Source organism: Polyangium fumosum (genome assembly GCF_005144585.1).
In the GTDB taxonomy this organism is placed as follows: Bacteria; Myxococcota_A; Polyangia; order Polyangiales; family Polyangiaceae; genus Polyangium; species Polyangium fumosum.
On the sequence record NZ_SSMQ01000002.1, the window covers coordinates 273,612 to 296,286 of the forward strand.

Annotated in this window: 19 protein-coding genes; 9 read left to right on the forward strand and 10 right to left on the reverse strand. The window is 68.8% G+C overall.

Annotated features, from left to right (window positions below; genetic code table 11):
- Window positions 1-18: 18 nt before the first annotated feature.
- Together E8A74_RS03160 and E8A74_RS03165 are read right to left on the reverse strand one after the other, a co-directional pair.
- Entirely contained in the window at window positions 19-1,242 is a 1,224-nt protein-coding gene (locus tag E8A74_RS03160; RefSeq protein WP_136927397.1) for an acyl-CoA dehydrogenase family protein, read from the reverse strand.
- 22 nt (window positions 1,243-1,264) lie between these two features.
- Window positions 1,265-2,488: an acyl-CoA dehydrogenase family protein gene (locus E8A74_RS03165; RefSeq protein WP_136927398.1), complete on the reverse strand. Its 1,224-nt coding sequence runs from the start codon at window positions 2,486-2,488 to the stop codon at window positions 1,265-1,267.
- Window positions 2,489-2,681: 193 nt separating this feature from the next.
- Here E8A74_RS03165 and rplM point away from each other — a divergent pair, with 193 nt between their 5' ends.
- Both rplM and rpsI read left to right on the forward strand, forming a co-directional pair.
- A complete protein-coding gene (rplM, locus tag E8A74_RS03170) occupies window positions 2,682-3,125 on the forward strand; it encodes a 50S ribosomal protein L13 (protein WP_136927399.1) in 444 nt (147 codons plus the stop codon).
- 14 nt (window positions 3,126-3,139) lie between these two features.
- A complete protein-coding gene (gene rpsI, locus E8A74_RS03175) occupies window positions 3,140-3,535 on the forward strand; it encodes a 30S ribosomal protein S9 (protein ID WP_136927400.1) in 396 nt (131 codons plus the stop codon).
- 108 nt (window positions 3,536-3,643) lie between these two features.
- Here the strand turns inward: rpsI and E8A74_RS03180 are convergent, their stop codons facing one another.
- Window positions 3,644-4,081 carry a hypothetical protein gene (locus E8A74_RS03180; protein WP_136927401.1) on the reverse strand — a complete coding sequence of 146 codons (438 nt, stop codon included), beginning with the start codon at window positions 4,079-4,081 and terminating at the stop codon, window positions 3,644-3,646.
- A 16-nt stretch (window positions 4,082-4,097) separates the two neighbouring features.
- Window positions 4,098-6,101, reverse strand: coding sequence for a M23 family metallopeptidase (locus tag E8A74_RS03185; protein WP_232379349.1), 2,004 nt, complete (start codon window positions 6,099-6,101; stop codon window positions 4,098-4,100).
- A 101-nt stretch (window positions 6,102-6,202) separates the two neighbouring features.
- On the opposite strand from E8A74_RS03185, the gene E8A74_RS03190 reads away from it, so the two are divergent.
- The 5 genes from E8A74_RS03190 (at window position 6,203) to E8A74_RS03210 (ending at window position 11,628) form a co-directional block, all read left to right on the forward strand.
- A complete protein-coding gene (locus E8A74_RS03190) occupies window positions 6,203-6,958 on the forward strand; it encodes a tetratricopeptide repeat protein (protein WP_136927403.1) in 756 nt (251 codons plus the stop codon).
- Between the two features lie 58 nt (window positions 6,959-7,016).
- Window positions 7,017-8,228 carry a DUF2062 domain-containing protein gene (locus E8A74_RS03195; RefSeq protein ID WP_136927404.1) on the forward strand — a complete coding sequence of 404 codons (1,212 nt, stop codon included), beginning with the start codon at window positions 7,017-7,019 and terminating at the stop codon, window positions 8,226-8,228.
- A 66-nt stretch (window positions 8,229-8,294) separates the two neighbouring features.
- Window positions 8,295-9,923: an amidohydrolase gene (locus E8A74_RS03200; protein ID WP_211365273.1), complete on the forward strand. Its 1,629-nt coding sequence runs from the start codon at window positions 8,295-8,297 to the stop codon at window positions 9,921-9,923.
- On the forward strand, window positions 9,920-11,263 hold the full coding sequence (locus E8A74_RS03205; protein WP_136927405.1) for an amidohydrolase family protein: 1,344 nt from the start codon (window positions 9,920-9,922) through the stop codon (window positions 11,261-11,263). The genes E8A74_RS03200 and E8A74_RS03205 overlap by 4 nt, the downstream gene beginning before the upstream one ends.
- Complete coding sequence (locus E8A74_RS03210; RefSeq protein ID WP_136927406.1) at window positions 11,260-11,628, forward strand: hypothetical protein; 369 nt, start codon at window positions 11,260-11,262, stop codon at window positions 11,626-11,628. The genes E8A74_RS03205 and E8A74_RS03210 overlap by 4 nt, the downstream gene beginning before the upstream one ends.
- A gap of 25 nt (window positions 11,629-11,653) precedes the next feature.
- Here E8A74_RS03210 and E8A74_RS03215 read toward each other — a convergent pair whose 3' ends face one another.
- The gene (locus E8A74_RS03215) at window positions 11,654-12,877 is read right to left on the reverse strand and encodes a phage head spike fiber domain-containing protein (protein ID WP_136927407.1); all 1,224 of its coding nucleotides are present in this window, start codon (window positions 12,875-12,877) and stop codon (window positions 11,654-11,656) included.
- Window positions 12,878-12,908: 31 nt separating this feature from the next.
- On the opposite strand from E8A74_RS03215, the gene E8A74_RS03220 reads away from it, so the two are divergent.
- Window positions 12,909-13,505 carry a DUF938 domain-containing protein gene (locus tag E8A74_RS03220; protein WP_136927408.1) on the forward strand — a complete coding sequence of 199 codons (597 nt, stop codon included), beginning with the start codon at window positions 12,909-12,911 and terminating at the stop codon, window positions 13,503-13,505.
- 4 nt (window positions 13,506-13,509) lie between these two features.
- On the opposite strand, the gene E8A74_RS03225 is transcribed toward E8A74_RS03220, so the two are convergent.
- The 5 genes from E8A74_RS03225 to ku all read right to left on the reverse strand — a co-directional run bounded on the left by E8A74_RS03225 (window position 13,510) and on the right by ku (window position 20,064).
- Window positions 13,510-15,228: an amidohydrolase family protein gene (locus tag E8A74_RS03225; protein ID WP_170228814.1), complete on the reverse strand. Its 1,719-nt coding sequence runs from the start codon at window positions 15,226-15,228 to the stop codon at window positions 13,510-13,512.
- A gap of 71 nt (window positions 15,229-15,299) precedes the next feature.
- The gene (locus E8A74_RS03235) at window positions 15,300-16,286 is read right to left on the reverse strand and encodes a hypothetical protein (RefSeq protein WP_136927411.1); all 987 of its coding nucleotides are present in this window, start codon (window positions 16,284-16,286) and stop codon (window positions 15,300-15,302) included.
- 124 nt (window positions 16,287-16,410) lie between these two features.
- Window positions 16,411-17,205, reverse strand: a complete 795-nt coding sequence (locus E8A74_RS03240) for a DUF4339 domain-containing protein (RefSeq protein WP_136927412.1) — start codon at window positions 17,203-17,205, stop codon at window positions 16,411-16,413.
- Between the two features lie 42 nt (window positions 17,206-17,247).
- Window positions 17,248-19,095 (reverse strand): ABC transporter ATP-binding protein, encoded by a 1,848-nt coding sequence (locus tag E8A74_RS03245; protein ID WP_136927413.1) that lies wholly within the window; start codon window positions 19,093-19,095, stop codon window positions 17,248-17,250.
- 54 nt (window positions 19,096-19,149) lie between these two features.
- Window positions 19,150-20,064, reverse strand: coding sequence for a non-homologous end joining protein Ku (gene ku, locus E8A74_RS03250; RefSeq protein WP_170228815.1), 915 nt, complete (start codon window positions 20,062-20,064; stop codon window positions 19,150-19,152).
- A gap of 30 nt (window positions 20,065-20,094) precedes the next feature.
- On the opposite strand from ku, the gene ligD reads away from it, so the two are divergent.
- Window positions 20,095-22,674, forward strand: a complete 2,580-nt coding sequence (gene ligD, locus E8A74_RS03255; protein ID WP_136927415.1) for a DNA ligase D — start codon at window positions 20,095-20,097, stop codon at window positions 22,672-22,674.
- Window position 22,675: the final 1 nt, after the last annotated feature.

Genomic DNA, 22,675 nt, shown 5'->3' on the forward strand with positions numbered 1-22,675 from the left:
ACCCCGCTCCGTTTGACGTCAAAACGACTTCAGGTTCGACACGATCCGCTTCGAGATGACCACGCGCTGGATGTTCCCGGTGCCCTCGAAGATGTCGTAGACCTTGATGTCGCGGAACCACTTCTCGAGCAGCGCGTGCTCCGCCTGGAGCGTCCCGTGCGCGCCGCAGACCTCGATCGCATCGATACACGCGAGCGTCGCGGCTTGCCCCGCCGCGGCCTTCGACATGCTCGCCTCCTTCGCGTTCGGGATGTTCATGTCCGCGAGGTACGTCGCGCGATGCACGAGCAGCCGCGCCGCCTCCAGACGTCGCCCGATCTTCGCGAGCTTCTCCGCGATCGCCGCGTACCTCGGGATTGGCCGCCCGAGCACGTAGTTCTGCTTCACGAAGTCGCGCGCGTACTCGTATGCCGCGCGCCCGATGCCCACGGCCATCGCCGCGACGAGCGGGCGTGTGTTGTCGAAGGTCTTCATCGCCGTCATGAAGCCCTCCTTCGATCGATACGCCTCCTCGCCGCCGAGCAGGTTCTCCTCGGGCACGCGACAATCCTCGAGCACGAGCTCCGCCGTCTCGTTCGCGCGCAGCCCCATCTTGTCCTCGATCTTGCCGACCTCGAACCCGGGCGTCCCCTTCTCCACCACGAACGCGCGATGCCCCGCGCGCCCGAGCGAAGGATCCACGGTCGCGAAGATGACGGTCCACACCGCGCGGCCGCCGTTCGTGATGTAACACTTGCGCCCGTTCAGCACCCAGTGCGCGCCGTCCTTGCGACAGCTCGTGCGGATGCCCGCCACGTCGCTGCCCGCATCCGGCTCCGTCAGCCCGTACGCGCCCCACTTGAGCGGGCCCGTATCCATGTCGCGGAACATCCCGAGGAACCGCTTCTTCTGCTCCGGCGTCCCCGTCGCGCGCACCGGCGGCGCGCCGAGCCCCGGCCCCGGCATGCTGAGCGGGATCGCCGCGTCGGCCCACGCGAGCTCCTCGGCCGCGATCACCGCCGTGCGGTTCGCCTCGGAGGGCTTGCTCGGATCTCGCTCCTTGCGCGGCGCGCCCTCCTGGAACTCCGCGATGTCGTCCGAGCGGAAGCCCCTCGACATCATCATGAAGTTGCGCAGGAACGACTCCGGCACCTCCTTGGTGCGATCCATGTCGAGGCTCATCGGCCGGATCACGTGACGTCCGAGCGATTGGAGCGCCTCTTTCAGCTCGTGTTGCTTCTTGCTCAAAGCAAATTCGATCATCGTCGGCTCCTCGTTCGGTCCGTCAGGTGAAGATCGCCTGGGTGTCGGGGGTGGGCAGCACGAGCGCGGGATCGAGCTTCTGCCCGAGCTCGATCGCGCTCGCGAGCTGATCGAGCTGCTCGGCCGTCGGCGCGGCGAGCATGAGCTGCTTCGCGTCGCGCATCAGCTTCTCGGCCACGAGGTCGCGGATGAAGCCCGAGCCGCCGAAGAGCTGCACGCAGTCGTCGGCCGTGCGCATCGTCGCCTCGAACGCGTGCGCCGCCGCGCGCGCCGACGCGAGCAACGCGTCCCGCTCGGACTGACCTGCGTCCCACGCCGCCGCCGCCTTCCACACGAGCCAGCGCGACGTCTCCACGTCCATCGCCCGATCCGCAAGCGTGAACGCGACGGCCTGAAAGTGGCCGATCGGCTTTCCAAACGCGACGCGCGTATCGCAGTGCTCGCGCGCGAGCTCGAACGCGAAGCGCGAAAGCCCCACTGCCCGCGCCGCCACGACGAGCGCGTGCTTCACGAAGAAACGCAGCGCCGCGCGGGTAAAACCTTCCTCGCCTCCGTCGCCGAGCAGCCGATCGGCGTCGCGCACGACCGCGCCTTCCAGCACGACCTCACCGAAGCTCGCCGCGTCGAGCCCGAGCGTCTTGTGCCGCTCCCCGACGCGGATCCCGGCGTTGTCCCGCCGCACCACGAACGCGCCGATCCCGCCCCAGCCGCGCTCGGGCTCCACCTGCGCGAACACGACGAACCGATCGGCGAGCGCGGCGTTCCCCACGAACGCCTTCTTCCCCGTGATCCGGTAGCCCTCGTCGGTCCGCTCGGCCTTCGTCGCGAAGCCTTCGTGCGTGCGACACGGCGCGGGCTCGCTCCACGCGACCGCGCCAAACCGGTCCCAGCCGCCTTCCTCTGCGAAGCCGGCGAGCAGCTCTGCGGCGCGCTCGGGTCCGCCGAGCTCGATCACCGCGCGACCGAACGCGCCTGGCCCTGCGAGGCCAAACGCTGCGGCGGCGTCGGCGGCGCCGAGCTCCTCCTCGATCAGCACCGTGGTCACGAGCCCTTGGCCCTGGCCGCCGGCGGCCTCGGGGACCGAGACGAGCCCGAGCCCCATCTCGTGTGCCGTGCGGCGGATGTCCTCGGACACGCCGCGCGCGTGTTCGAGCTCGCGTGTCCGGGGCAGAAGCGTGGCTTTCGCGAATTCCGCCACGGCGTCCTGCATCAACCGCTGGTCTTCGGTCGGTTCGAAGGCAATCATGGGTCCCGGCAAGGTCGGCCAAGGGTGGCGTCGCCGTCAACGCGGCGGGTTTTACGCACCTTCCGGGTGTGAGGACGGGTGGATCACGAACGATCCGATGCGGTTTTGCCCTCGTCGATCCTTGACAGACCGCCACCCCGCCTGTAGAAGTTGCGACCCTTTCAGCTAGCCGGTGTCCCTCGGAGTCCGAGCGATGAATCCAGTCCCCAAGTCGTACAGCGCGAAGCCTGCGCAGGCGCTCGCAGATCGTAAGTGGTGGGTGATCGACGCGGAGGGCAAGCCCCTCGGCCGCCTCGCCTCGCAAGTCGCGACCATTCTGCGTGGCAAGAACAAGCCCACGTTCACGCCCCACGTCGACACGGGGGATTTCGTGATCATCGTGAACGCCCAGAAGGTGGCGCTCACGGGACGCAAGCTGGAGCAGAAGCAGTACGTCCGGCACAGCGGTGAGCCGGGTGGCTTCCGGACCGAGGCCTACGGTCACCTGCTCGAGCGCAAGCCCGAGCTGCCGATCGTGAAGGCGGTCAAGGGAATGCTCCCGAAGAACGTCCTCGGCCGCGAGCTCATCACGAAGCTCAAGGTGTACGCCGGACCGGATCATCCCCATGCGGCGCAGAAGCCGCAGCCCCTTGCGTGAACTGAGACCGATCCATGCCCGAGAACAATCGCATCTACGCTACCGGTAAGCGCAAGACGGCCGTCGCGCGCGTGTGGATCTCGCCGGGCTCCGGCAAGATCTCGGTGAATGCTCGTGGCGCGAACGACTACTTCGTGCGCGAGACGAACCAGATGATCATGCGTCAGTCGCTCGAGCTCCTCGAGCTCGTCGACCAGTACGACGTGCAAGCGACGGTGTCCGGCGGCGGGCACAGCGCGCAGGCCGAGGCGATGCGCCACGGCATCGCGCGCGCCCTCTGCCTCGCCGACCCCGAGCGCCGCGCCTCGCTGAAGCGCGCCGGCTTCTTGACGCGCGACGCGCGCAAGAAGGAGCGCAAGAAATACGGTCAGCCGGGCGCCCGCAAGCGCTTCCAGTACTCGAAGCGCTGATCGCTGCCCGTTCGGTCCCCAAAACCCCCTCTCCCCCTTCACGGGAAGGACAGGGGGTTTTGGTGTTTTGTCTCGAAGCGTTCCCCGCCCAAGGAAAGACCTTCGCGTTTAGCTCGTCTTCGACACGAGCTCGGCGCGCTGCGCGTGAAGCCAGGCTCGCCCGATCTCCTCGTCCGGGAAGAAACGCACCTGCACCTCGGTGCGCGTGAGCGAGCGCATCGCGCGCACCGCGAGGTCCGAGAGGACCTGCACGTAGTGGTTGCCGCCGCAGATCGCGATCGCGCGGTTGTGCGTCCCGAGCGCGGGCTCGGTGGACGCCTTGCGCGCGTCCATGGTCGAGCTCATCTGGCGCGAGATGTCGACCAGTACGAGCAAGTAGCGCTTGCCCTCGTTCCACTGGCCTTCGGCCACGCGCAACGTCCGGAGCTGGTGCCCCTCGACGACCCCGCCGAGGCGGTAGATCACGAGATCGGGCTCCTCCACTTCGAGCACGCTGTCGCCCGCCTGCGCGATCTGCACCGGCTTCGACGATTCGTTGCGGCTCAAACGAACCCCGCCGCGCTCAATGTGCCTCGGACTCTTCGCCCGGATCGTCCGGGGGCGCGTCCGGCGCAGGCTGTGCCGGAGGCTTCTTGCCCGCCGCAGACCCGATCGGCGTCGCCGACGACGGTCCCATGGGCAGGCCGTTCAAGAGCGGCGCGGGGATCGGCTGGCCGCCGCCTTCATCGTCATCATCGCCCGTCTCCTCGACGAAGCCGGGCTGGGCCGCGGCCGGCTCCCCCGCAGGCTGCGACGGCGGCACGCCCGGCGCGGCAGGCGCGGCGCTCCCCGCGGGCGACGGCGGCGCGCCTGGCGCGGCGGCCGCGGGCGCAGGCTTCTCGGGCGGCGGCTCCGGCAGCGGGATCGCGTCGAGGCGCCGATCGAGCTCGGCCTTCGCCTCCAGGAACGCGGCGCGATCGATCGGCGGCAGCACGCGCTCGCCGTCCATCTGCAGCGTCAAGGCGTCGAAGAACTTGCCGTCCTTCTTCGCGCTGAAGTGCAGGTGCGGGCCCGTCGATCGGCCCGTCGAACCGACGTACCCCACGAGCTGGTGCACGCCGAGCTTCATGCCGACCTTGATGCCGGCCGCGAAGCGCGAGAGGTGCGCGTAGCCCGTCTGAACGCCGTTCGGGTGCATGATCGTCACCAGGTTCCCGCTCGGCCCCGCGGGCCCGACCCAGTCGACCGTGCCCTTGTAGGCGGAGTACACCGGCGTCCCCGTCGGCGCGCCGAGGTCCGTGCCGTTGTGCGGCATGGGCCTCTTCAGCACCGGGTGCAGCCGCTTCGGGTTGAAGTGCGACGTCACCGGCGCGCCCGGGAGCGGCGAACGCCAGCCGCCCGAGTAGGGCTGTTTGCCGTGATCGTCCCAGTAGCCGCGCGCCTCCTGCCCGTGGAAGGCGTAGATGCGGATCGGCTTCTCCGCGGGATCGGCCGGCCTGTACTCGAGCGCGACGATCTTCTTGTATCGCGCGAACATCCCGAGCGCCGTCTCCTCCACCGCGATCACACGTACCGTGGAGCCTTCCTCGAACGCCTCCGACGAGATACGACCGCCGAGCGCGTCGTCGATCGTCGTGAGGATCCCGTCCTCCAGACCGCCGGCCAGAGACGACGCGACGACGTCCTTGCTCACGTAGAACGCGCCCACGACCTCGGCCTCGGCAACCTTCATGTCGAGCCGCGTGCCGGCGAGAATGCCGCCTTGATCCTCGCGCGCCTGGTAGACCTCGAGCGACGAGACCTCGTACTCGAAGGCGCGCACGCGCTTCGTCGCGCGATCGAGCGCCGCGAAGAACTTGTCCTTGCGGCCGCACTTGTCGAACTTCCGCGTCCCCTCGAAGGCCTTCATGATCCGGTAGGTCTGGGCCTTCGGGACGTCCTTCTCCGCGAGCGCCTCCACGAAGCTCTTGCGATCGATCGTGCCCGACACGATCTGCACCGACGGATCCTTCGCGAGCTCCGACAGCCGCCACGGACCCGGGACCGGCTCGCGCTTGCGCTTCATCGGCTGCGCGTTCGGCCCGCCTTTCGCGCTCTCCTGCGTCGAGGCCTGCGTGAGCCCGGCGCCTGCGATGAGCGCGCGCTCGTTGCGCGGCGGCACCACCTGGATCAGGAGCGCGATGATCGACGTCACCGTCGCGAGCCCGAACAGGCCGCCGAAGATCGCCGTCATGCGCGGCGTGAGGTACACGCCTCCGTGCGCGCGGGGCAGCGGCCTCGCCGACGGGCCTTCGAGCCCGGACGACGGCGACGGACCTGCGCCGCCCGAGAGGCCCGAGAGCGGCCCTCGTGGCGCGGCGGGCGGCCCCTCGGCTTCGCGCCTTCGCAGCGGCACGACGAGCCGTGGACGTTTGGACCTCGAAGCGTCCGCGACGCTCCCTCCCGGCTCGGGCGACGGATCGTTCATGTCGTCGAGCTCGGGCCCCTGCGGACCTCTACGCTCTTCGACGGGGATGATCGGCTCCGGGACGTCCGCCACGGCATGCACGTACCCCGAGCAGACGAAGGCGGCAAGAGCGGCGTGCATGCGCACCTCCAGGCTTCCGCCTCGGTCGAAGTACTGGAAAACGTGGGCTTTTTTGCCGTCGTACATCGCCGAGTCGGCCTGGCCGACGTAAGCTTTGGGGCATGGATGAGCGCCTCAAGGACCTGCTCCGCGTCGCGCGCGAGCACTACCAACGACGGGATTACGACCGCGCCGAGCCCGCCCTGAGAGAAGCGCTCGCGCTCCACGGCGAGCTCGCCGACGTGCACGACATGCTGGGCGTGATCCTCCATGATCGCGCGGATCTCGTGGGCGCGCGGTTTCACTTCGCGAACGCCGCGCGCATCAACCCTGCCTACACCGAGGCGCTCATGAACCTCGCGGTCACCCACGCCGACCTCGGCGACTACGAGGCCGCGCGCGAGGTCTATCGGCGCATCCAGTCGGAGCACACGGGCACCACGTCGGACCCCTTCGTCCGCGGCAAAATCGCCAACATGCACGCAGATCTGGCGCAGGCCTACCTCGACGCCGGCAGCCCGCGCGACGCCATCGCGGAGCTGCGGCGCGCCGTCGATCTCTGCCCGCGTTTCCCCGATTTGCAGGCTCGCCTCGGCAACCTCTACCGCGACCAGGGCAACCACGCCCTCGCCCGCGAGCACTACACCGCGGCCATCGAGGCGAACCCGCGGTACGCACCGGCGCACGTCCTCCTCGGCCTCACGATGCTCGCCCTCGGCAGCCCGGATCAGGCCATCACTTGTTTCCGCGCGGCGCTCTCGGTCGACCCGGACAACAAGAGCGCGAAGATGTACCTTCGCCTGGTCGAGGCCCAGCGCAACGCGCGCGCGGCCAAGCAGACCCGACGCTCTCGCGAGGGCGCATCAACTCCAACTTGACGCTCGGGGGTTTCGCTCGGACAAGCCGAGCTACACCTCCCAAACCCCCACCGAAGACTTGGCGACCTTTTCCCTCTGGCGCGAGGAGCTCCGGCGCGCCTTCCGTGACCTCCAAGGCGAGGACCTCTCTCCCGCGCGGCTCGGCGCCGCCGTCGCCATCGGCCTGTTCATCGGCTCGCTCCCCGTCTTCGGCTTCCACCTCCTCCTCGTCCTCGTCGTCTGCCTGAGGCTCCGCCTGCACGCCGTGCTCGCGTACGCCGCGGCGAACGTCTCGAACCCGTTCTTCGCGCCCTTCCTCATCACCGCGGAGATCCAGGTCGGCGCGCGCCTCCGCACCGGCGCCTGGCTCCGCCTCGATGCCCCGATCGAAGCCGGCTACCGCACCCTCGTCGACTTCGCCGGCTACATGCTCGTCGGCGCTCCCCTCGTCGGCCTCGCCCTCGCCGCCGCGGGCTTCGCCCTCACCGTCGCGTTTGTCCTCGCGAAACGCGCCATCCGCCCTGCCTCCGGCGCGCTCCCGCCCTACCGCCTCCCCGCGAACGCGCCTCCCTGGATCGTCGCCGCCGAACGCGTCGCCTCGCGCTTCGCCTCGCCCGAGAGCCCTTCTGCTGCCGACAAGAGCCTCTTCCACTACGTTCGCATCAAGCTCTCGCTCGACCCTGTCGCGCGCCTCATCGCCGACATCGAGGGCCCGCGCGACGGCGCGCTCGGCGACGTGCTCGACATCGGCACCGGCCGCGGCCAGCTCCCGATCCTCCTCCTCGACCTCGGCCGCGCCACGCGCGCGCATGGCCTCGACTGGGACGAGGCCAAGATCGAGGCCGCGCGTCGCGCCGCCGCCACGCGGCCCGAGGGCGCCGGGCCCGCCGCGGCCACGTTTGCTCGCGAGGACGCGCGCCGCTTCGAGGCCACGCCGGCCGACACGGTGCTCCTCATCGACCTCCTCCACTACTTCACGATCGAAGAGCAGGACGCGATCCTCCGCTGCGCCGCCGACCACGTGAACCCCGGCGGCCGCCTGCTCGTGCGCGAGGCCGACACCGAGCGAGGCGTCCGCAGCTTCGCCACCTTGCTCGAAGAAAAAATCTTCACGGCCGTGCGGTTCAACCGCGGCGAGCGTGTTCGTTTCCGGCCCGCGCAGAGCATCACCGCGCTCCTCGAAGCGCGCGGCTTCCACTGCGACGTCCTGCCGGCGTGGGGCTCCACGCCCTTCTCCAACGTGCTCATCGTTGCGCGACGACCCGCGCTGGAGAATGCCCCCGCAGCGTGATCTCGCAGCAAGCCGCGATACGTGGATGCCGCATGCGTTCGTCCGGGTGTGATACCGTCCCGCCCGATGTTCTCCCGCCGCGCGTTCCGGCTCCTTTCGCCGCTCCTCCTCGCTCTTCCCGCCTGCGCCTCCTCCTCGACCTCCGCGCCTCCGAGCTCGCCTGCGAAGGCCGAGGCGCCTTTTCCCGACGTCCCCTTCCCCTGGGAGGCGCGCCCCTCCACGGCCGCGGGCATCGAGACGCCTGCCGCCGCGTCGCCGCCGGTCCTCATCCGCAATGCGACGCTCTGGCTCGCCACGGGCAAGACGATCCCGCGCGGCAGCATTCTCCTTCAGAATGGCAAGATCGCGCAGGTCGCCGAGGGTGACCTCACGCCGCCCGAGGGCGCGCGAATCCTCGACGCCGCCGGCAAGTTCGTCACGCCCGGCATCATCGACACGCACTCGCACATTGGCGTCTATCCGATGCCGGACGCCGTCGCACACCTCGATGGCAACGAGGCGAGCTCACCCGTCACGCCCGACGTGCAGACCGTCGACGGCTTCTGGCCTCAGGATCCGGCCATCGAGCGCGCCGTCGCCGGCGGCGTCACCACGCTCCAGATCCTCCCCGGCTCGGCGAACCTCATTGGCGGCCGCGCCGTCACCTTGAAGCTCCGCCCCGCCCTCTCGCCCCGGCAAATGCATTTCCCGGGCGCGCCGGACGGCCTCAAGATGGCCTGCGGCGAGAATCCCAAGCGCACCTACGGCAAGGGCCGCCACGCGGCGCCCGGCACGCGCATGGGCAACCTCGCCATGCAACGCAAGGCCTTCCTCGACGCGAAAAAATACGAAGACGACTGGCGACAGCATCGCACCATCGAGGCGAACCGCCTCCGCGACGACCAGAAGAAGCGCGCCGCCTACGAGGCCGACGTCGCGTCCCGAAAGCAGCAGCAGGCGCAATGCAACGACGACCCCTCGCTCTCTGCCTGCGCCGAATGGCAAAAAGGCTGGGACAAACCCCTCGATCCCCCGCGGCCGAGCGACCCGGACGCCGCGCCCGCGCGGGACCTTGCCAAGGAGACGCTCGTCGGCGCCATGCGCGGCCGCGTCCTCGTCCACATCCATTGTTATCGCGCGGACGACATGCTCGCCATGCTCGCGCTCGCCGACGAGGTGGGCTTCCAGGTGCGCAGCTTCCACCACGCCCTCGAGGCCTACAAGATCCGCGACATCCTCGCGAAAAAGAACGTCTCCGTCTCCACCTGGGCCGATTGGTGGGGCTTCAAAATGGAGGCGTACGACGGCATCCCCGAGAACATCGCGCTCCTTCAAGAATCGGGGGCCCTCCCGATCGTGCACACCGACTCGGCCGAGGGTGTCCAGCGCATGAACCAGGAGGCGAGCAAAGCGCTCGCCAGCGGCCGGCGCGCCGGCATGCCCCTCACGGACGAGGAGGCCATTCGCTGGCTCACCCACAACCCGGCCTGGGCCCTCGGCATTGAAAAACGCGTCGGCACGCTCGAAGTCGGCAAGGACGCGGACGTCGTCCTCTGGGACCGCCATCCCTTCTCGGTCTACGCCTCGGCCGAGGAGGTCTGGATCGACGGCGCCACCGTATATCAAAAAGGCAACAAACGCCCCCCCTGGAGCGACTTCGAACTCGGCCAGGACACCGGCCGGCCCACGACCCTTCTGCCCGGAGGTGCGCCGTGACGAACCCCCGATCCTTGCAAAAAACGTTTGTCTCGTCCCTGTTCGTCCTGATCGCCCATTTCGCGGCGACGGAGGCCCTCGCGCAGCCCGCCCGCCCCGCGCCGGCCCCGGCCCCCGCGGCGGCGAAGGCCGCCACTCCTGCCGCCGCCGCGCCCCTGGCGATCGTCGGCGGCCGTGTTCATACGGGCACGGGCGAGGTCCTCGAAGACACCACGATCCTCGTGGAAAAAGGCCTCGTACAGAAAATCGGCAAGGGCCTCGCCGTCCCGGCCGGCGTCACGACCATCGACGCCAAGGGCGCCATCGTCACGCCTGGCTTCGTCGACGCGCTCACGTCCATCGGCCTCGTCGAGATCTCGCTCGAAGACTCCACGCACGACGACGACCGCGGCGGCAAAGACCCCATTCGCGCGGCCTTCCGCGCCGCCGACGGCTACAATCCCGCCTCCACCGTCGTCGGCATCACGCGCGCCGAGGGCGTCACCTCCGCCGCCGTCGTCCCGCTCGGCGGCCTTTTTTCCGGACAATCCGCCTGGGCCGACCTCGACGGCGATACCCGCGAATCGGCGCTCGCCGCGGGCCCGCTCGCGCTCCATGTCCACCTCGACGGCAGCCTCGACGGCGATCGCGGCGGCCCTGCGGCGGCCTTGCACCTCGCGCGGGAGGTCTTCGACGACGCCCGTACGTTCCAGAAAAACCGCGCTGCCTGGGAACGCAACCAAAGCCGCCCTTTCGCGGCGAGCCGGCTCGACCTCGAAGCCGTCGGCGACGCGCTCGCCGGCCGGGTCCCGGTCGTCTTCCACGTCGATCGCGCCTCCGACATCCTCGCCGCCGTCGCGCTCGCCAAGGAGTTCGGCCTCCGCCCCGTCATCGCGGGCGGCGCCGAGGCCTGGAAGATCGCGCCTCGCCTCGCCGAATCGAAGGTCCCGGTGATCGTCAATCCCCTCGAACCCGGCCCCACGACCTTCGACACCCTCGGCATGCGGAACGACAATGCCGCGCTCCTCCACGCCGCCGGCGTCCCCGTCGTCATCACCACGAACGACACCCACAATGCGCGCAAGCTCCGCCAGGTCGCTGGCAACGCCGTCCGCGCGGGATTGCCGCACGCAGCGGCCATCGCGGCCATCACGAGCGCCCCGGCCGCGGCGCTCGGGGTCGGCGCCAAATACGGCACGCTCGCGCCGGGCAAGGTGGCGAACCTCGTCGTCTGGTCCGGCGATCCTCTCGAAATCGCCTCGCGCCCGCTCGCCGTCGTCATTCGCGGCAAAAAGGTCGACCTCGGGAACCGCCAATCGGCTCTGTTCACGCGCTACCGAAAACTCCCCATCGCCCGGTGAACGCGCCCGCCCCGCCTCGGTTTCGGGTCCGCCTCTTCCTCGAACGCCTCGCCGTCGGGCATGTCTTCGGTTACCCCCTCGCCTTCGTGTGGGCTGTCGCCTCGATGCCGCTCGCGATCCACCTGCATTTCGAGCGCCTCTCCGCGATCGAGCACGACACCGAGGCGATGGGCCAACTCGTCGTCCGCCTCGTCGCGTGGCCCTCCGGCGTGGTCTTCGTCCTCGCGCACCTCTTCGCGCTCGCGTGGGGGCTCGCGCAGGAGAAGAAGCGCGGGCAATGGACCTTCCTCGGCGGATTCGGCGTGCTCCTCGGGACGGGCGTCCTCTTCGGCGCGGGGAGCTGGCTCTGGCTCTACTTGCGCTGAGGGATCTGTTTGGCGGGACAAGATCCTACCGAATCTCGATATACCGCAAATCCACGCTCTCCTGCGGACCGTCGTTGTCGCCGAGCAACCACGCGGTCTCGTCCTTCCCGACGGGCTCGACCCGCCCGAGCTTCGACACGGTCGTATCTCCCTTCGTCGCGCCCTTGAGCGAAATCAGCCGCCGGTTCGGCAGGTATTGCGCCCGCACCTCGAGCTCCTGATCCCGCGCCCAGTCGAGCCCCTCGATCCGCAGGTTGTCCGACGAGCCCACCTTGAGCAGCGTCAACGTGCCTCCCATCGCTCCGGCCTTCATCCGAAAAAAGACGCTGTCGTCCTCCAGCGCGACGAGATCTTGATCGACGACCTGCTCGCTCTGCGCGTAATGCGGCGCGTACCGGATCGTCACGTCGAAATACCCCGACGGGGCCAGCGTCTCCATCTCGACGTGCAAAAGGTCCGCCTCCCGGAGCGCCGGCGCCCCGGTCGTCGGAAGGAAGCTCGAAGGATAGGTCCCCACCTCCACCTGCGCCGCATACACGGTCATCGCCGTCGGCTGCTCGATGGCGGGCTCTGCCCCGACCGCCTCCGTCGTCAATCGAAGGACGGGCTGCTCCTCGACGGTCCTCACCTCGTAGCGCTTCCATGCCGCGTCGCCCACGGTCACGAAAGCATTGCCATACGCGAAATACGCAAATGGTCCCGTCCCCTGCGTGCCCGCGATCCACGCCGACGCGATCGCACCATCCACGATCATCCCGGGGGACGACTGCTTTCCTGCGGAGAGCAGGGCCACGCCATCCATCCCGCCTGCGGGATCGGGCGCGTCCTGCGTGGCCATCATCGCCTGGGCCGGCGTGACCCACCCGGCGCCGCCCCACCTGCTCCGCGGATTCAAATTCGTCCGCTCCGTCTCCATCGCGAGCCCCCAGCCCGTCCCCACGTTGCGGGGCCTCGCCTCGTTCTTCTGGTATCCGATCCGCAGCGTATTCGGACCCACTTGCGACGTGCGCGGCGTATCGGTCTTATTGATGTAAATGAGCCAATCGGGCATCGTGTAAACCATCTCCGGCCCGGGCTCGATCGCCTCCCACACCAGCGGATCCCGCGGCGGCAGGCTGCCCGGGTCCTCGTCGAGCGAGAGCTCGCCGGGCAGCCCGCCCACGATCTGGCAGCCAAACGACGAGGCCCCGAGGAGCCCGATCCACCAAGCTCGTTTTGCTTTCCACGCGCGCATCTTGCTAAGCTCCACGCGTCCGAGGATACACGACCCGGAGGCCCCCATGAAGCGACGCGCCCCTGCAGCCGAGAGAAATCGCGATCCCATCCTGGACATCCTCCGCCGTGTCCTCTCGGACGGCGCCTTTGCCCTCGAAATCGCGAGTGGCTCGGGTCAGCACACGGCCCACTTCGCGGCGCACCTCCCCGGCGTCACGTTCCAGCCGACCGACCCTGATTCCGACGCGCTCGCCAGCATCGAGGCGTATCGCGCCGAGCTCGACCTCCCGAATTTCCTCCGCCCGCTCCAGCTCGACGCCTCCGAGGACACCTGGCCCGTCTCGCGCGCCGACGCCGTCGTCTGCATCAACATGATCCACATCGCCCCCTTCCGCGCGTGCGAGGGCCTCTTCCGGTGCGCCGCGCGCATCCTGCCCGCGGGCGGCGTGCTCTTCACGTACGGCCCTTATCGATTCTCGGGCTCGTTCACGGCGCCGAGCAACGAAGCCTTCGACGCCTCGTTACGGGAAAGGGACCCGTCCTGGGGCGTGCGGGACCTCGACGACCTCCAGCGCCTCGCGCGGCAAACGGGCTTCGTGCACGAGGAGACCGTCCCCATGCCTGCCAACAATCATTCGCTCGTCTTCCGCAAAACGGCCTGAGCGCTCATTCACATTTCACGAGCGGCGCGAGCGGCGCGAAATCCCACTGCGTCAGGTTCATATCGTCGTACGTCTTGAGCTCCGACGACAGGATCTGCGTAATCTCGTCCCACGTCTGCCCAAACTTGTTCGTCGTGTTGCCGCCCGTCTCGGCCACGCACGCGAACTTCGCGGCCCCGCAGATATCGAGCGCCTCGCATCCCGGCATTTGCGGCCCGATCGCCGCGAGCACGGAATCCCCGTAAAGCGGCACGCCGTTCACCACGACGAGCGAAACGTCCTTCGGCCGCGCCGCGAGCACCGTATCGAACGGCACGCTCCCGTCCCCCGTGATCACTGTCACGTCCGCCTTTTTCCCGACCTCGAGCGACCCGAGCACCTCCGAGAGCCCCAGCGCCTTCGCCGCGTTCACCGTCACCATGCGGACCAGCATGGCCGGCGAGAGCACGTCGCCGAAGGCCTCATTGTCGACCATGTTGGCGAAGCGCAGCTCGTCGAGCAGGTTCTGGCTGCCCCCGAGCGACCAATCCGGCGCCAGCGCCACGTTGATGCCCAGCGACAAGGCCAGCGGCACGTTCGTCGTCTTATTGAAGTCCGTCCCGCCGCCGTACAGAAACACGTTCGACCGCGGCGACCACACGAGGCTCATGCCCCTGTCCGCCATCACCCCGAATTCGTCGGCCCCGAACGCCGTCCCGTGAACGATCGTCGTCTCCGCCGCGTAGAGACAGCCGTTCGGGTTCGTCGTCGTCCCGAGCGTCGTGAACTCCTTTTTCGCCGTCTCGTCCACGCCCTCGCCGCAATGAATGACGTACGCGTCCGTCTTGTCGACGAGGAAGTTGCCACAGACGGCACTGCCGCTCGACGGCGGGAACAACGTCGAGACCTGCACCTTGTCCGCGCCGAGATCATTCGCCTTCTGATCGATCGTCCGGGCGAGCGACCCATAACACGTCTTGTCGATCGGGTTCGCCGCGCCGGCGATGCTCGTCGTCCCGGCGACGAGACCCTTCATCTCGCCGTACTTGTTCATCTCGCAGCCGAAGCCCGGGTCGAGGTTCGGCGTCCCCTCGCCGTTCAGGTATTGCTTCGCGTCGACCATCGCCTGGTAACGCGGCTCGTTCGGCCACTGGTTGTGATTGCCGTACGCCTTCGAGGGGCTCCAGTCCGACTCGTCGAAAATGTCGAACAGGATGTGGTTGTGCGTGTCGATCATCCCCGGCAGGATGATCCCGTGCGTCTTGACGACCGTCGCCTCCGCGGCGCCCGGCGCGCCCTCGCACGACGGGCCCACGCACGTCAGCGTATCGCTCTCGATGAGCACCTCGCCCGCGAATGCCTTGTCCGGGGTGACCACACACCCGATGAGCCGCAGCTTCCCGGGCACCCCCACCTTGGACACCTCGGGCGTACCCAGGTCGGCGGTGCAATCGGTCTCGACCGGGACCCCGTCGCCGCCGCCGCTGCCGCCCGCGCCCCCTGCTCCGCCCGCGCCGCCCATTCCCCCGACGCCGCCCATTCCCCCCGCGCCGCCTGTCCCGCCGACGCCGCCGACGCCGCCCATGCCGCCCACGCCGCCCGACCCGGCGTCGCCGCCGCTACCGCCATTGCCCTCGTCGTCCACCGGAAGGGGGTTGCTCGGCGTGAGCACCGGCTCGTCCGAGCAACCCACGACCGAGACCAACCCAAGAGCCCAAAGGATGAAGGTTCGGGAGGAGGCCACGGCTCGAATGTACAGGTTCTCCCTCCAAACCGCACTCCGTTTTTCGTGACATCTTGGTGGCACGCGATGCGTCAATTCGCAGCGCGCCCCACCCAAAGTGGACCCCGCAACGAACTGCCCTCGAACCGTTCGTCGAGGAAGACAGGCCCGCCGTCCTTTTCCACCATGATGGCGCGCACGCCCTGGTCGGTCGCGACGAGCGCCCGGTCCCCAGCCGTGGCCAGGTCGCGCGAGAAAAACGTACCAGCCCGACGAACCTCCCCCCCAAGCGCGACCGCGGTCACATCGAAGCCCCCGTTTTCCTGCGCCATCTCAACGACCCACAACGTATTCGTCGACAGCACGAGCGCCGCCCCGCCGAGCACCGCCGCCGCCTCGATCCTCTCGATTCCCGGCCCGACCCCGAGCATCACGGCTGCCCCCGCGCCCTCCGCGCCCACCTCCCGCGCGGCGACATCCCCTCCCACCACGTCCCAGAGCAGCCCGGATTCGGCCGACAGCGGAGCGAATCGCGCCGTCGGCGGCTGGAGCGCCGGTGCCCCGAGGTCGAGGCCCGTCGTCACGACCAACCCGTTTTCCGTCAGCATCCCCGACATCCGCGTCAATCGGTCCTCGTTCACGCCGTACGAAAGCACCTCCATCCGGTCCCCCTCCCTCCACACGGAAGCGGGCCGCGGCGCGTAGACCCCTTTTGCGATCGTGCCTTCCCGCAGCACCTTCCACCGGGGCCCGTACGTCCCCTGCTCGAACACCCACAGCCCCTCGTCCGTCGCGAAAAGCGCGGCTCCTCCATCCACCCACGCCGCGTGCGCGCACGCCCCCACGGCACCCGCGTCGAGCGGACACACCCGGATCTCGCCGCCCGACGCATCCTCGTTTTCTTCGAGCACCCACACGCGCGAGGCGCCCGGATCGACCGCCACGTCGCGCGGCGTCCCTCCGCCCCCTTCGGCCGAGCTCGTCACGGCCCCGGTCTTCCCCTCAAAGACCACGACCTCCCCCTGCAGGCCAAACCCCACACCATACCACGCTTCCTCCGTGGAAGAAATACGTTTCACCTCCAACGGATTTCCCTCCCGACACGCCGATACCCCAAGCACCCCGAGCACAACGATGGCCACTCGCGTCATGCCCCTTCATCGACGCGACCCCCTCAGCAGTTGCGCGAAATTTTAGGTACGCTCAGGGACAACGAATGCGCGTGGGCAATGGCTCGCACCGCGCCACGCCTTTGTGGAGCACGCAACAGGCCTCGTGGGCCCCGTGGCAGGGACAATCCCTCGGCTTCGTACCGTCGCCGCAGAGGATCCCGCGTGTCTTCTCGAATTCGGCCTGCTCGGCCCGCAACAGCGGCAACTCCTTCGACGAGAGCTGCGCGAGGGTCCGCGCCACCTCGGGCTTTCGTTTCTCCGCCAAAGGCAACGTCTCGAGCAGCGCCCGCGCCTTGCAAACCGCCGCGCGCCCATCCATCCGCGCATCCGCGAGCGCCGCGCTCGCCAATTTCATCCGCTCGCTCGTGGAGAGCTGCGCGGCGTTCGCTGCCTCGATCGCCTGCTCGACCGCGCCCGGCGCCTCCACGGACACCGCGGGGCGCGCCGGCTCCGCAGATGCACTCTGCGTGGTGCTCTCGCGCCACCGATCCTCGATCTCGCGCACGATCCCGTCTTTGTTTTCGGCGACGTGGCCATACGCCACCACCGCCACGACGACCGACGCGAGCGCCACGGCCACGCGTACGAGCTCCATCCGCGTATACGCGAGCCACCGACCGCGCCGCGGCGCTCGCCCCTCGCGCGTGCTCCGCGCGACGAGCTCGTCCGCGAACGCCGGGTGATCATCGAGCGCGATCCACGCCTCCTGCCCCTCGGGCCGCACCCGCGTCGCCGAGGGCAAACCTCGCATGATGGCCCAGCGCACGGCCTCCTCGCTCATCGGGCCGAGCTTCTTTTCGCCGTCGTGGAGTTCCCATCCGGGCATGATGGTTCAAGATGAGACTACCACGAGTCTCGCGGCGAAAGCTCAAAGAACCTGCGCTCCCTCCACCGTCGGGACGATCGCCAATGCGTTGACCGACGGCGCCTTCACAACCTCCCCCCGCGCCCCGTCTCGCCCACCTTCGAGCTGCCGCTCCACGAGCTTCCGATAAAGCCCGCCTTGCTGCATCAGTGTCGCGTGGTCCCCACTCTGGACGATCTTTCCGTCCTCGATCACCACCACCCGATCCGCCCCCATCACCGTCGACAATCGGTGCGCGATGATCAGCGTCGTTCGCCCCTTCATCAATCGGTCGAGCGCTTCTTTCACGAGGTGCTCGCTCTCGGCATCGAGCGCGCTCGTCGCCTCGTCGAGCACCAGGATCCGCGGATCCTTCAGCACCGCGCGCGCGATCGCCACGCGTTGCTTCTGCCCGCCGGACAACTTCACGCCCCGCTCGCCCACGAGCGTCGCATATGCCTCGGGGAACTTCGACACGAACTCGTGCGCATTCGCCGCCCGCGCCGCTGCCTCCACCTCGGCCTCCGTCGCGGTTGTCCGGCCATACCGAACGTTGTCCGCCACGCTGCACGAAAACAGCATCGGCTCTTGCGACACCACCCCCACATTACGCCGCAGCCATTCCGGCGAAAGCTCTCGCAAATCCTTTCCGTCGAGGGCGATCCGCCCGTCCGTCGGATCGTACAGACGCAGGAGCAACGCCGCGATCGTCGATTTCCCCGATCCCGACGGCCCCACGAGCGCCACCACCTCGCCCGGCGCGATCACGAGGTCGAGGTCCCGCAGCACGGGCAGGTCTTTCCGCGAGGGATACGCGAAGCTCACGCGCGAGAGCTCGATACGCCCCTCCACCGAACCCGGCCGCGCGCCTTCCGTGAGCGGAATCGTCGGGGGACGATCGATCAATTCGAAGACCCGCTCGGCCGCGCCCGACGCCCGCATAAGGTCAGCCCACAGCTCGCTGATCCCGCCGAGCGAAAACGCCACCATCAGCGTGTAAATCAAGAACGACGTCAATCCGCCGGGCGTCATCGCGCCCTGCGAAACGAGCCGCCCGCCGTACCAGAGCACCAGCGCGAGCGCCGCGAACGCCGCGAACGACGAGACGCTCATGAACACCGAGCTCGTCACGATGCGCCGCCATACCACGGCGAATGCGTCCCATACTGCCGCCGCGTATCGCTTCGCCTCCGTCGTCTCCGCGGCGAACGCCCGCACCGTCCGGATGCCCGCGATCGTCTCCTCCGCGACCTCGTTCGCCCGGGCGAGCGCGTCCTGCGCCTCGCGCGACAGCTTGCGCACCCGGCGCCCATACGCCACGGCGCCGAGCGCCACCGGCGGTACCACCCCGAGCATCACGGCCGTGAGAATGGGTGACGTGTAGACGAGGAAGCCAACGCCGCCGAGCACCTGCGCCGCGAAACGCAAGCCCATCGAGATGTTCACGCTCACCGCGTTTTGCACGAGCGTCGTGTCCGCCGCGAGCCGACTCGTCAGCTCGCCCGTCTTCCGCTCGTCGAAGAACGCGATCTCCTGCGCGAGCAGGTGCTCGAAGAGATCCCGCCGCAGGCGCGTCACCACCCGCTCGCCTGCGCTCGTGAAGAGCACGAAACGCAGCGCCGTCGCGCCCGCCTGCACGGCCGCCACCAGGATGAGCGCGAGCGCCGCGCGATCGATCGTCCAGAAGCCGCCCGCCTGGCCCACCGCGCGATCCAGGATCACCCGGAATGCCTGCGGGACGAGCAGCCCCATCAGCGTGCCGATGACGAGGAACACGGTCCCGCCCGCGAGCCGAGCGGTCTCCGGACGAGCGAGCCCGAGCAAGCGGCCGAGCGACGCATCCTTGGCAGCAGGTTTGTCCGGATCTCCCATGATCCGGCCTATGTACCACGGAGCCCGCCCGCCGACGACGCTGCTCGCTCTCCGTTATCCTGCTTTCCTCACGCGCTCGCGCGGCGCGCGCCTCGGCGCGGCCTTCTTCACCGACGGACGCGCGCGCTCCTCCTCGGCAGGCGCCTCCTCGGCCGCGGGCTGCTCCGCTTCCTTCGGCGCGGCCGCGGCGGGGGCCTTTTGTTTTGCAGACAGGCTCTGCTTCAACGCCTCGAACAGATCGATGATCTGCGCCTGCGGCTCGGCCGGCGGCAGCGAGATCTCCTGCCCTGCCGCCTTCTTCTCGATGAGCCCCATCAACCGCTCTTGGTATTCGTCGTGGTAGTTCTCCGGGTGGAACGCATCGGTCGACAGCTCGCCGATGAGCCGGTCCGCGAGATCCTCTTCTTGCGGCCGGAAATCCACCTTGGCCGGCGACGCGAGCTCCTCGAACGGCCGCACCTCGTCCGCGTAATACACCTGGTGCATGAGGAGCCCGCCTTTGTACGGCCGCAAAAGGACGAGCTGATCCTTGCCGCGGACGCCATACCGGCCGACCGCGAACTTCTTCGTCCGCTCCATCGCGCCCGCGAGCAGCTTGTACGCCCGCGCGCCGCCCTTGTCCGGGCCCAGGTAATTCGTCTTGTCGACGTAGAGCAGGTCGACGGTCTCGGCCGGGACGAACTCCACGATGTCGATCCGGTCCGTCCGCTCGGCGCGCACCGCGTCGAGGTCCTCGTCCGTCACCTCGACGTATTGCTCCCGCGCGTACTCGAATCCTCGCATCGTGTCCGATCGCTCGACCACCTCGCGGTCGTACGGGCAGAGCAATTGTTGCTTGACCCGGGTCCCGCATTTCTTGTGAAGCATGTGAAAACCGACGCCGTGGGAAGACGTGGCCGTGTACATCTTGACCGGAATGGAAACCAGGCCAAACGAGATGGTCCCCGTACCCGTGGATCGCGCAGCCATACGCATCGATCCTTGCAAAGGTCGTGGACGATGCCGAAGGACCCTGTGGACGGATCGGCGAAGCTCGACGCATACCGGAAAAGGCGTGATCCCGGGCAAACCCCCGAGCCCTTCGGAGGGCCAGCCAGCTCGCCCGGCGCGACGCGGGAAGGCGCGTACGTCGTGCATCTACACGACGCTCGCCGCCGCCATTACGACCTGCGCCTCGAGGTAGGCGGCGCGCTCGAGAGCTTCTCCGTGCCCAAGGGGCCCACGCTGAACCCGGGCGAGCGCCGCCTCGCCGTCCGCACCGAGCCGCACCCCCTCGAATATCTCCATTTCGAGGACGTCATCCCCGAGGGCAATTACGGTGCCGGACCCATGATCGTGTGGGACGCCGGCAGCGTTCGGTACCTGGACGAACCCGCCGAGGAACAGTTACACAAGGGCAAACTCGAGTTCGAGCTCTCGGGCCACAAGCTCCACGGCCGCTTCCTCCTGATCCGGCTGAAGGACTCCGAGAAAGACTGGCTCCTCTTCAAGAAACACGACGCCTTCGCGGCGCCCGACCGCGACATCGTCCAGGAAAAACCCCGCTCCGTCCTCTCCGGTCTCGACATCGGCGAGCTCGGCCATGCCTCGGACATCGCCTCGAAGCTCGAAGCGCGCGCCGCGGCCCTCGGCGCGCCCGTCGGTTCCATCGAGACAACCATGGTCCCCATGCGCGCCTGCCCGGCGCCGAAGGGCTTGCTCGGCTCGAACTACATCTTCGAGCTCAAGCTGGACGGCGTCCGCTGCATTGCCCGGAAAAACGGCGCGGACGTCCTCCTCCAATCGCGGACCCTCCGCGACGTCTCGCGCGTCTATCCCGAGGTCGCGCGCGCCGTCGACAAACTCCCCGCCGCCCGCCTCGTCCTCGACGGCGAGCTCATCGCCCTCGACCAGGCCGGCCAGCCGAGCTTCCAGCGCCTCGCCCAGCGCATCCACCTCGCGAATCGCGACGACATCCGCCGCGCCGAGACCCGGATCCCCGTCCATTACGTGGTCTTCGACCTGCTCGCGATCGGCGACCGCGACCTGCGCCGCCTCCCGCTCCACGCGCGCAAGGAGCTCTTGCAAAGCCTCGTCCGCGCGCCCGGCGAGATCCGCACCCTCGACAGGATCGAGGGCGACCCCACCCTGCTCTTCGATTTCTGCCGCGAGCGCCGAATGGAAGGCCTCGTCGCCAAGCGCCGGGACGCCCCGTATCGCCCCGGCCCCTCGCGCTCGTACGACTGGATCAAGCTCAAGTGTGAACGGGACGATGATTTCGTGGTCGTCGGCTACACCCTCGGCGAAGGCGGCCGCGCCCGCCTCGGCGCGCTCGACGTCGCGGCCTACGAGGCCGGCGAGCTGCGCTACCGCGGCAAGGTCGGCAGCGGCCTCGACGCGAATTCCATCGAAGCCCTGCTCGCGCGCCTCACCCCCTTGCGCACGGACAAACCCACCGCGCGTGGCCCTTACAACGCCGCGCCGCGCGGCCGCGTCCACGTCCGCCCCGAGCTCGTCGTGTCCGTGCGTTTTTCCGGGTATACCGACGACGGCAATCTCCGTTTCCCGGTGTTTCGCGGGATCCGGGACGACGTCGCGCCCGAGGAGTGCGTGGCCTCGCCGCACGCCGATCGGGAAGAGGCCGAGATCGAGCGCCTCGCGGCGGAATCCACCCCGACGGGCGGCGCCGCGGACGAACCGGCCCGGGTCCCCGTCACCAACCCCAACAAGGTCCTCTTCCCCGCGGACGGCATCACCAAGCAGGACATCGCCGATTATTACGCTGCCGTCGCGCCCGTCCTCCTGCCGCACCTCCGCGACCGGCCGGTGATGCTCGTGCGGTATCCCGACGGCATCACCGGCAAGTTTTTTTATCAATGGAACGTCCCTGCGGGCTTGCCCGCCTGGGTGCCCACGCTCCGCGTCCGCCTGCCGGGGCGCGAGGACCTCCTCGAAGTCTTCCACATCCGCGACGAAGCCACGCTCCTTTACGTCGCGAGCCTCGGCGCGATCCCCATGCACGTGATCGCCTCCCGCGTCCCGCACCTCGAAGAGGCCGATTTCTTCAACATCGACCTCGACGTCAGCGACGGGACCTTCGCCCACGTCATCACCCTCGCGCGCTCACTCATGGATCTGCTGAAACAGATCGGCCTCACGGGTTTTCCCAAGACCTCCGGCCAATCGGGCCTGCACGTCTTCGTCCCGCTCGGCCCCGCGGTCTCTTATGAGACGGCGCGCGCGCTCGCCGATCTGCTCGGGCACATGCTCGTCCGCAGACACCCCGACATCGCCACCATGGAACGCTCGAAGCAGCGCCGCGGCCCGCGCGTGTATGTCGATACCGGACAAACCGGCGCGTCGCGCACCATCGTCGCCCCGTACGCCGTCCGCGCGGTCCCCGGCGCGCGCGTCTCCACGCCGCTCACCTGGGACGAGGTCGACGACACCCTCGATCCCCGCGCCTTCGACATCCGCACGGTCCCCCGCCGCGTCGCGCGCATCTTCGACCCCATGGCGGCATTGCTCACGGAAACCCCCTCCGTGCTCGCGGCCATCGAGCGGCTCGAAAAGCTCGCCCTTGGCCGCCACGTCGCCTGAT

Coding starts and splice junctions, on each gene's coding strand:
- E8A74_RS03245 (WP_136927413.1), bottom strand. CDS start 19,095: ATGGGAGATCCGGACAAACCTGCTGCCAAGGATGCGTCGCTCGGCCGC.
- E8A74_RS03190 (WP_136927403.1), top strand. CDS start 6,203: ATGGATGAGCGCCTCAAGGACCTGCTCCGCGTCGCGCGCGAGCACTAC.
- E8A74_RS03165 (WP_136927398.1), bottom strand. CDS start 2,488: ATGATTGCCTTCGAACCGACCGAAGACCAGCGGTTGATGCAGGACGCC.
- ku (WP_170228815.1), bottom strand. CDS start 20,064: ATGGCTGCGCGATCCACGGGTACGGGGACCATCTCGTTTGGCCTGGTT.
- E8A74_RS03240 (WP_136927412.1), bottom strand. CDS start 17,205: ATGCCCGGATGGGAACTCCACGACGGCGAAAAGAAGCTCGGCCCGATG.
- E8A74_RS03160 (WP_136927397.1), bottom strand. CDS start 1,242: ATGATCGAATTTGCTTTGAGCAAGAAGCAACACGAGCTGAAAGAGGCG.
- rplM (WP_136927399.1), top strand. CDS start 2,682: ATGAATCCAGTCCCCAAGTCGTACAGCGCGAAGCCTGCGCAGGCGCTC.
- rpsI (WP_136927400.1), top strand. CDS start 3,140: ATGCCCGAGAACAATCGCATCTACGCTACCGGTAAGCGCAAGACGGCC.
- E8A74_RS03185 (WP_232379349.1), bottom strand. CDS start 6,101: ATGCACGCCGCTCTTGCCGCCTTCGTCTGCTCGGGGTACGTGCATGCC.
- ligD (WP_136927415.1), top strand. CDS start 20,095: ATGCCGAAGGACCCTGTGGACGGATCGGCGAAGCTCGACGCATACCGG.
- E8A74_RS03200 (WP_211365273.1), top strand. CDS start 8,295: ATGTTCTCCCGCCGCGCGTTCCGGCTCCTTTCGCCGCTCCTCCTCGCT.
- E8A74_RS03220 (WP_136927408.1), top strand. CDS start 12,909: ATGAAGCGACGCGCCCCTGCAGCCGAGAGAAATCGCGATCCCATCCTG.